Annotated in this window: 8 protein-coding genes and 1 pseudogene; 2 read left to right on the top strand and 7 right to left on the bottom strand. The window is 61.7% G+C overall.

Going from position 1 to position 7,707, the window contains the following annotated elements; genetic code table 11:
• Nucleotides 1–39: 39 nt before the first annotated feature.
• The 7 genes and pseudogenes from V3W39_RS33360 to V3W39_RS33390 all read right to left on the bottom strand — a co-directional run bounded on the left by V3W39_RS33360 (nt 40) and on the right by V3W39_RS33390 (nt 5,332).
• A complete protein-coding gene (locus V3W39_RS33360; RefSeq protein WP_177079994.1) occupies nt 40–1,119 on the bottom strand; it encodes a sigma-54 interaction domain-containing protein in 1,080 nt (359 codons plus the stop codon).
• A gap of 99 nt (nt 1,120–1,218) precedes the next feature.
• Nucleotides 1,219–1,884, bottom strand: a complete 666-nt coding sequence (locus tag V3W39_RS33365) for a methionine ABC transporter permease (RefSeq protein ID WP_177079995.1) — start codon at nt 1,882–1,884, stop codon at nt 1,219–1,221.
• Entirely contained in the window at nt 1,881–2,627 is a 747-nt protein-coding gene (locus tag V3W39_RS33370) for a methionine ABC transporter ATP-binding protein (protein ID WP_177116145.1), read from the bottom strand. Before V3W39_RS33370 ends, V3W39_RS33365 begins: the two co-directional genes overlap by 4 nt.
• Nucleotides 2,624–3,418, bottom strand: coding sequence for a MetQ/NlpA family ABC transporter substrate-binding protein (locus tag V3W39_RS33375; RefSeq protein ID WP_177049003.1), 795 nt, complete (start codon nt 3,416–3,418; stop codon nt 2,624–2,626). The genes V3W39_RS33370 and V3W39_RS33375 overlap by 4 nt, the downstream gene beginning before the upstream one ends.
• A 14-nt stretch (nt 3,419–3,432) precedes the next feature.
• Nucleotides 3,433–4,470 carry an isopenicillin N synthase family dioxygenase gene (locus tag V3W39_RS33380; protein ID WP_177116146.1) on the bottom strand — a complete coding sequence of 346 codons (1,038 nt, stop codon included), beginning with the start codon at nt 4,468–4,470 and terminating at the stop codon, nt 3,433–3,435.
• A gap of 86 nt (nt 4,471–4,556) precedes the next feature.
• Nucleotides 4,557–5,075: pseudogene (locus tag V3W39_RS33385) on the bottom strand (thioredoxin family protein); the annotation flags it as partial.
• A 77-nt stretch (nt 5,076–5,152) separates the two neighbouring features.
• Complete coding sequence (locus V3W39_RS33390) at nt 5,153–5,332, bottom strand: hypothetical protein (RefSeq protein WP_177134992.1); 180 nt, start codon at nt 5,330–5,332, stop codon at nt 5,153–5,155.
• A gap of 209 nt (nt 5,333–5,541) precedes the next feature.
• On the opposite strand from V3W39_RS33390, the gene V3W39_RS33395 reads away from it, so the two are divergent.
• Together V3W39_RS33395 and V3W39_RS33400 are read left to right on the top strand one after the other, a co-directional pair.
• Entirely contained in the window at nt 5,542–6,282 is a 741-nt protein-coding gene (locus tag V3W39_RS33395; RefSeq protein WP_063028866.1) for a response regulator, read from the top strand.
• Nucleotides 6,279–7,583 (top strand): ATP-binding protein, encoded by a 1,305-nt coding sequence (locus tag V3W39_RS33400; protein ID WP_259201390.1) that lies wholly within the window; start codon nt 6,279–6,281, stop codon nt 7,581–7,583. The genes V3W39_RS33395 and V3W39_RS33400 overlap by 4 nt, the downstream gene beginning before the upstream one ends.
• The last annotated feature ends 124 nt before the right edge of the window (nt 7,584–7,707 follow it).

Raw genomic sequence — 7,707 nt, forward strand, 5'->3', positions numbered from 1 at the left:
TGGCCGTTACCTAAATAACGGATATGTACACCAAAAAAATCAGGACTTCCCCCGCCCCTTGAGCATCCCATGATTCACCAAAAGCGTGCGCATGGCATTACGCGTAACCCCCAGCAACTCCGCCGTACGCAACTGATTAAACCCACAAAACCCAAACGCCTCCCGCACGATCAAATCCTCAATATCGTGCAACAACGAATCCCCAGGCACCTCGAACAACCTTAACAGCTGCTCCCGCACCACCTCCTGTGGAATCCGCGGCGCCCCGCTGTTAACGCTGGCATGCATCGCACTCAACCCCGCCGAAAACTTCAAGTGCGACGGCATGATCGGCTTATCCCCCGCCACCAAAAGCGCCAGATGCACCACATTCTCCAGCTCACGAATATTCCCCGGCCACGGATAATCCAGCAACGCCTGGGTCGCCGACTCCGACAACATCGGCTCAGCGATTTTTAACCTGGCACTGTAGATCCGCCGAAAATGCTCAACCAGCGGCAGAATATCCAGCGGCCGCTCACGCAACGGCAACACCTGCACCTGCGCAACGTTGATGCGATAAAACAGATCGAGACGAAAATTCCCCGCCTCCACCGCCTGCTCCAAGTCAATGTTGGTGGCCGTCACCAGCCGGATATTGATCTTGATCGGCTTGCGCGACCCCACCCGCACCACTTCCTGCTCCTGCAACACCCGCAGCAGTTTCACCTGCAACGGCAACGGCAAGTCACCGATTTCGTCGAGAAACAACGTGCCACCGTCGGCCTCTTCAAACCAGCCGATCCGCCGCCCCGAAGCCCCGGAAAACGAACCGGCCTCATGCCCGAAAAACTCGCTCTCGGCGAGGTTCTCACTGATCGCCCCGCAGTTCACCGGCACAAACGCACCCGTGCGACCGCTGGCGCTATGGATGTAACGAGCGACCAATTCCTTGCCAGTGCCCGTCTCGCCATTGATCAACACCGGCGCTTCGCTCGGGCCCACACGCTGCAAATACTCAAGCAGCTGCAACGAACGCGGATCGGCAAAGACCAGCGCCTTGGCGCGAATCGACAACGGGTCTTTTTCGCCCTGGGGCAAAGTCAGGATCGGCGTGGGATGCCCGTGGGGACGGTTCATGAAGAGTATTTCCCGGCGACGAGGTGAAGGTACGAAGGGGAACTTTACTCAGTCACGCATATAACTAGAAATATTAAAAATTCATTAGTACATAACCGTTTAGCGCCGATGCGCCAGCGACCTCACACAACGATCCCCCAGGCTTTGCACCCCCTGAACCAGCACCACCAACACAACCACCGTCACCACCATGATCTGGTTATTGAAACGCTGGTACCCATAACGAATCGCCAGGTCGCCCAGGCCACCGCCACCAATCACGCCGGCCATGGAGGAAAAGCCGATCAGCATCACCAGGGTCAGGGTCAACCCGGCGAGCAACGCGGGCAGCGCTTCCGGCAACAGCACCTTTAGGATCACATGCCGAATATCCCCGCCCATGGCGACGATGGCTTCGATGCGCCCCTTGTCCACTTCATCCAGCGCGTTTTCGACAATGCGTGCAAAGAACGGAAAGGCGCCAATAGTGATCGGCACCACGGCGGCGGTGCTGCCCAGGGTGGTGCCGACGATCAGCCGGGTCAGCGGAATCAAGGCGATCAGCATCACCACAAAGGGCAATGAGCGTCCCAGGTTGACCACCGCCCCCAACACACGATTCAGACGCGGCAGCGGGAACAGCCCACCGCGACGGCTGATAAACAGCAACACCCCAAGTGGCAGGCCGATCAGCAAGGTGAACACGGCGGCCAGCAGCACCATGTAGAGGGTTTCGCCAGTGGCCGTGAGCAGCAACTGCAGGATGTCGTTCCAGTCCGTCTTCATACCGCCCTCACCGCTGGCAGGCTGGGGGCCAGTGAACGGCCCAGGCTCGACGCAGGATCGGCCTGCAATTGAATCAGGCTGCCGCTTTCCACCACGCGCCCGTTGGCCAGGGACACCGCGCTGTCGCAGATGGCCTTGACCACGTCCAGCTCGTGGGTGATCAACACGATGGTCACCCCCAGTTGCCGATTGATGCTGCGCAGCAGTTCCAGGATCGAGGCGGTGGTTTCCGGGTCGAGGGCGCTGGTGGCTTCGTCCGACAGCAAATAAGCCGGGCGCGCCGCCAGTGCCCGGGCGATGCCCACGCGCTGCTTCTGCCCACCAGACAGCTGCGAAGGAAACGCCAGCGCCTTGTCACTCAGGCCTACCAACTCCAGCAATTCCTTGACCCGGGCAACGCGCTCGGCCTTGGGCTGGCCGGCGATTTCCAGGGGCACCGCCACGTTGTCGGCAACGTTGCGCGAATGCAGCAGGTTGAAGCCCTGGAAGATCATGCCGATGCGCTGGCGTTGCTGGCGCAGTTGCTTGTCGCTGAGCAGCGTCAGGTCCTGGCCGTCCATGAGAATGCGCCCGGAGGTCGGGCGCTCCAGCAGGTTCAGGCAGCGCAGCAAAGTACTCTTGCCCGCCCCGCTACGCCCCACTATCCCGAAGATCGAACCGTCGGCAATTTGCAACGACACCTTGTCCAGCGCCGGCGGCTGCCCGTCGGCGTAGGTTTTGCTGACCTGCTCGACGACGATCATTCGACAGCTACCGGAATCACCGAGCCTGAGTATTTCTCGGTGATGAACTTGGCCACCTCCGGCGAATTCAGGTCCTTGGCCAGTTGTTTGATCCGAGGGTCATCCTGCAATTTCGGGGTGGTCACGAGGATATTGGCGTAGGGATTGCCCTGGGCTTTTTCCAGGCCGAGGGCATCTTTAGCCGGCGACAAACCGGCCTCCAGGGCGTAGTTGCCGTTGATCACGGCGAGGTCGACGTCATCCAGGGCGCGGGGAATCTGCGGTGACTCGATTTCGAGAATCTTCAGGTGCTTGGGGTTCTCGGCGATGTCCTTGGGCGTTGCCTGGTCCTTGGCCGGGTCGTTGAAGCCGGGCTTGAGCGTGATCAGCCCGTTGGCTTGCAGCAGGTACAGCGCTCGGCTGAGGTTGGTGACGTTGTTGGGCACGGCCACCGTGCCTTTGTCCGGCACCTGGGCGAAGCTGGTGTGGCGATGGGAATAGATGCCCAAAGGCTCGATATGCACCGTGGCCGCGACCGCGAATTTCTGGCCGAGGGCCTGTTCCTGAGAGTGCAGGTAAGGCAGGTGCTGGAAGTAGTTGGCGTCTACGTCACCGTGGGCCAACAGCTCGTTGGAGTTCACGCCGTTGGGGATTTCGATGATTTTCAGCTGCAACTGCGGGTCGAGCTTCTGCACGTATTCGAGGATTTGCGCATGGGGAATCGGGTCGGCCGCCACCCGCAGGGCCTCGGCGGCCTGGGCGTCGAAAGAGGCAATCAGGACGGCCAGGGCCAGGGCTGTTTTCTTGAGCATGGTGATGTTCCTTATCAGGCGGACAGGGCTTGGGGAATCGTGGCGTCGGCGTAAAAACGCTGGGCGACATCCGGGTGGGAACGCAGGCGACCCTTGAGGTAGTTCCAGCCGACGTCCCGCAGCAGCGGGTTACGCGGGTCGCTGGTGGGGCCGTGGGCATCGCGCAGCAACTCGGGCGGCAACTGATACACCGGCACCACCGCGTCCAGCTGTGCACCGAGGAAAAACGCCAGGGACAGGCGCTCGCTACCCAACGGCGGCGATTCGACCCGGTGCACCGTGGCACGCAGGTAGCCGTTGGTGGCCAGTTCCAGCAATTCGCCGATGTTCACCACCAGGGTGTCGGGGCGCGGCGAGGCGTCGATCCAGCGGCCCTCCTCCACTTCCACTTGCAGGCCAGCCTGCTGGTCCTGCAGCAGGAAGCTGAGAAAACCGGAATCCTTGTGCGCGCCCACGCCTTGGCGACTCTGCCGGGCATGGCGGCCGGGGTAGCGGATCAGCTTGATGTGTTCGTTGGGCTTGTCGCCGTACAGCGGGTCGAAGGCGTTTTCCGGCAGCGACAAGGCCTGGGCAAAGGCCCGCAGCAGGCGCAACGACATTTGCGTCATCGCCTGCTGCCAGGCCAGCAACAAGGGCTTGAGTTCGGGCAGCGCAGCGGGCCATTGGTTGGGGCCTTGCAGGCGCGACCAGGCCGGTGAGTTCGGGCCTTGCTGCAACGGCTCGCGCTCGGCGCCGAGGTCGAACTGTTCACGCAGGTCCGGCTGCCCACGGGTGATCTCCGAGGCGGCGCGGTTATAGCCGCGAAAGTGCGGGGAATTGATCATGCCCACGGCGAGCTTGTCGGCCTGTGGCAAGGCGAAGAACTGCCGCGCCTGCTGCTGCACCTGGGTGAGCAAGTCGGCGTCGATGCCGTGACCGGTGAGGTAGAAAAAACCGATATGCCGCGCCGCGTGGCGCAGGTCATCGAGAAACTGCCCGCGCTGGGCCGGGCTGCCGTCGAGCAGCGCCAGGTCCAGCAAGGGCAAGGTATTGATTGCCAGCGGGTGCGACATCGGTAGCTCACTCCATGAACAGGTACGTGGAGTGGTGAAGCTAAACGATCTAAAAACCGGGCAATAAATACCTTTTTGGCATTAGCTTAGGTGGGGGCGTTAGCCGTCCTGGCCTCTTCCAGTAATGCCTGGATGACCTTCTCCTGATTGTCGTAGCGGCCCTCGCCAAAATGGCTGTAGCGCACTTTGCCGGTAGCGTCGAAGAAGTAATGGGCCGGCCAGTACTGGTTATCGAAGGCGTGCCAGATCCGGTAATCGTTGTCGACCGCTACCGGGTAATTGATGCCCAGTTTCGTGACCTGGCTGCGCACGTTATCCAGGACTTTCTCGTAGGCGTTTTCCGGCGTATGCACACCGATCACCACCAGTCCGTCCTTGGCGTACTTCTTCGCCCACTGATTGACGTACGGCAGGCTGCGCTGGCAGTTGACGCAGTCGTAGGTCCAGAAATCCACCAGCACCACCTTGCCCTTCAGGCCCTCGGCCGTCAGCGGCGCTGAGTTGAGCCAGGCCACCGCACCATCCAGGGAAGGCATGCGCTCTTCGGACTGGCTGAAGCTTTCGGCGTCGACGTTGTTGATCAGGTAGTTGACCGCCTTGGGTACGCCGACCAGGGCCACGACCAATGGCAACAGGAGCAGGCCTTTTGAGCGGCGCAGGTATCGGATGAAGTTCATGGGTGTCACCTCGTGGCCGGGGGTATTTCGTCGCGTTTGCGACCCGCGCCGTTTTGCGCCAGCGGGGTATTCTGGAAGCAGGTTTCGCTGCCGGTGAGTTTTTTTGCGGTGGCGGCATTCACATCCGCCGCCACACCTGCCATGGAAAACGCCAGGGCACTGAGAAGACTGTTGAGTGGGGTCATGCACGGTTCCTCGGGAATAACCGGGGCCAATCGCCTCGATGGGTTCATTTGAACCCTGGGAGGTATCCGGATTGTGTCGGCCAGGCCCGGATTTTTGCGTCGACGTGTATCTCGTCACCGCCAGATACACTGCAATACAAAGGGCACAAGGCAAGGCTGCCGGCAGTGGCTAGACTGCGCATCAATGACTATTCAACGAGGAAGGCAGCATGGATCACGTCGATCACATTCTGATTGTCGATGACGATCGGGAGATCCGCGAACTGGTGGGCAACTACCTGAAAAAGAACGGCCTGCGCACCACCGTGGTGGCTGACGGCCGGCAGATGCGCAGCTTCCTCGACACCACGCCCGTGGACCTGATCGTGCTGGACATCATGATGCCCGGCGACGATGGCTTGCAGCTGTGCCGCGAACTGCGGGTGGGCAAGCACAAGGCCACGCCGATCCTGATGCTCACCGCACGCAACGATGAAACCGACCGCATCATCGGCCTCGAAATGGGCGCCGACGATTACCTGGTCAAGCCCTTCGCCGCCCGTGAACTGCTGGCCCGCATCAACGCCGTACTGCGGCGCACGCGGATGCTGCCGCCGAACCTGGTGGTGACGGAAAGCGGCCGGCTGATCCGCTTTGGCCGCTGGCGCCTGGACACCACCGCCCGCCACCTGCTGGACGAAGACAACACCCTGGTGGCCTTGAGCGGTGCCGAGTACCGGCTGCTGCGGGTGTTTCTCGACCACCCGCAACGGGTGCTCAACCGTGACCAATTGCTGAACCTGACCCAGGGCCGGGACGCGGACCTGTTCGACCGCTCCATCGACCTGCTGGTCAGCCGCCTGCGCCAGCGCCTGCTGGACGACGCCCGCGAGCCGGCCTACATCAAGACCGTGCGCAGCGAAGGCTATGTGTTCTCCCTGGCGGTGGAAATCCTCGGGGACTCGGCATGACCCTTTCGTTTCGCTGGCCGCGCACGCTGGCGGCGCAACTGTCGGTGATTTTTATCGTGAGCCTGCTGTGCGCCAACGCCTTGTCGTTCAGCGCGCAGTTCTATGAGCGCTACATGAGCGCCCGCAGCGTGATGCTGGGCAACCTCGAGAATGACGTCTCGACGTCGATCGCGATCCTCGACCGCCTGCCCGCCGCCGAGCGCGCCAGCTGGCTGCCACGGCTCGACCGCAACGCCTACCGCTACCTGTTGAATGCCGGTGAGCCCGGTGAGCCGATGGCCGGTGACGACGTGCCCATGGCAGCGACGTCGATCTCCGATGCCTTGGGCGAGCATTACCCGCTGACCTTTCGCGATATGCCGGGTTTGCAAAAACACTTCCAGGCGCACCTGACCCTGGCCGATGGCAGCCCGATCACCATTGACGTCTACCCCAAGCCGATCCCGTTTGCGTTCTGGCTGCCGGTGGTGCTGGTGCTGCAATTGTTGGTATTGCTGGTGTGCACCTGGATCGCCGTGCGCATCGCCATCCGCCCGCTGACGCGCCTGGCACGGGCGGTGGAGACCCTCGACCCGAATGCGCACCCTACGCCGCTGGACGAAACCGGCCCTACCGAGGTGGCGCATGCGGCGGCGGCGTTTAACGAAATGCAAAAACGGATTGCCGAGTACCTCAAGGAGCGCATGCAGATCCTGGCGGCGATCTCTCATGACTTGCAGACGCCGATCACCCGCATGAAATTGCGCGCCGAGTTCATGGAAGACTCGGTGGACCGGGAAAAGCTCTGGAGTGACCTGGGCGAAATGGAGCACCTGGTGCGCGAGGGTGTGGCTTATGCCCGCAGTGTGCATGGCGCGACCGAGGCCAGTCACCGGATCAACCTGGACGCGTTTCTCGACAGCCTGGTGTTTGATTACCAGGACATGAACAAACAGGTGAGCCTGACGGGTAAAAGCGCGGTGGTGCTGGATACCCGGCCCCATGCATTACGCCGGGTGCTGGTGAACCTGGTGGATAACGCGCTGAAGTTTGCCGGGGCGGCGCAGATGGAGGTGGGGTCGACGGCGTCGGGGGAGCTGTCGATCAAGGTGCTGGATCGGGGGCCGGGGATTGCCGAGGATGAGCTGGTGCAGGTGATGCAGCCGTTTTACCGGGTGGAGAGTTCGCGCAATCGCGGCACTGGTGGCACTGGGTTGGGGTTGGCGATTGCCCAGCAATTGGCTGTGGCGATTGGTGGGGAGCTGACGTTGAGCAATCGGGATGGCGGTGGGTTGTGTGCCGAGGTTCGGCTGGTGCTGTGACGGGCTGTGTGTATATCCGTTGTTTTTGTTATGGCCGCTTATGGTTCCGCTCTTACAGCGGCTCACTTTTGAAAAGCGCAAAAGTAAGCAAAACGCTCTTGCCCCACCACTCGGCACCTCGCTC

This window comes from Pseudomonas sp. Z18(2022), assembly GCF_036346535.1.
Classification (GTDB): Bacteria; Pseudomonadota; Gammaproteobacteria; order Pseudomonadales; family Pseudomonadaceae; genus Aquipseudomonas; species Aquipseudomonas yamanorum_A.

What these genes read in the sequence shown, in the direction of transcription:
- V3W39_RS33360 (WP_177079994.1), bottom strand. Translation starts at nt 1,119, where the DNA reads ATGAACCGTCCCCACGGGCATCCCACGCCGATCCTGACTTTGCCCCAG.
- V3W39_RS33365 (WP_177079995.1), bottom strand. Translation starts at nt 1,884, where the DNA reads ATGAAGACGGACTGGAACGACATCCTGCAGTTGCTGCTCACGGCCACT.
- V3W39_RS33370 (WP_177116145.1), bottom strand. Translation starts at nt 2,627, where the DNA reads ATGATCGTCGTCGAGCAGGTCAGCAAAACCTACGCCGACGGGCAGCCG.
- V3W39_RS33375 (WP_177049003.1), bottom strand. Translation starts at nt 3,418, where the DNA reads ATGCTCAAGAAAACAGCCCTGGCCCTGGCCGTCCTGATTGCCTCTTTC.
- V3W39_RS33380 (WP_177116146.1), bottom strand. Translation starts at nt 4,470, where the DNA reads ATGTCGCACCCGCTGGCAATCAATACCTTGCCCTTGCTGGACCTGGCG.
- V3W39_RS33390 (WP_177134992.1), bottom strand. Translation starts at nt 5,332, where the DNA reads ATGACCCCACTCAACAGTCTTCTCAGTGCCCTGGCGTTTTCCATGGCA.
- V3W39_RS33395 (WP_063028866.1), top strand. Translation starts at nt 5,542, where the DNA reads ATGGATCACGTCGATCACATTCTGATTGTCGATGACGATCGGGAGATC.
- V3W39_RS33400 (WP_259201390.1), top strand. Translation starts at nt 6,279, where the DNA reads ATGACCCTTTCGTTTCGCTGGCCGCGCACGCTGGCGGCGCAACTGTCG.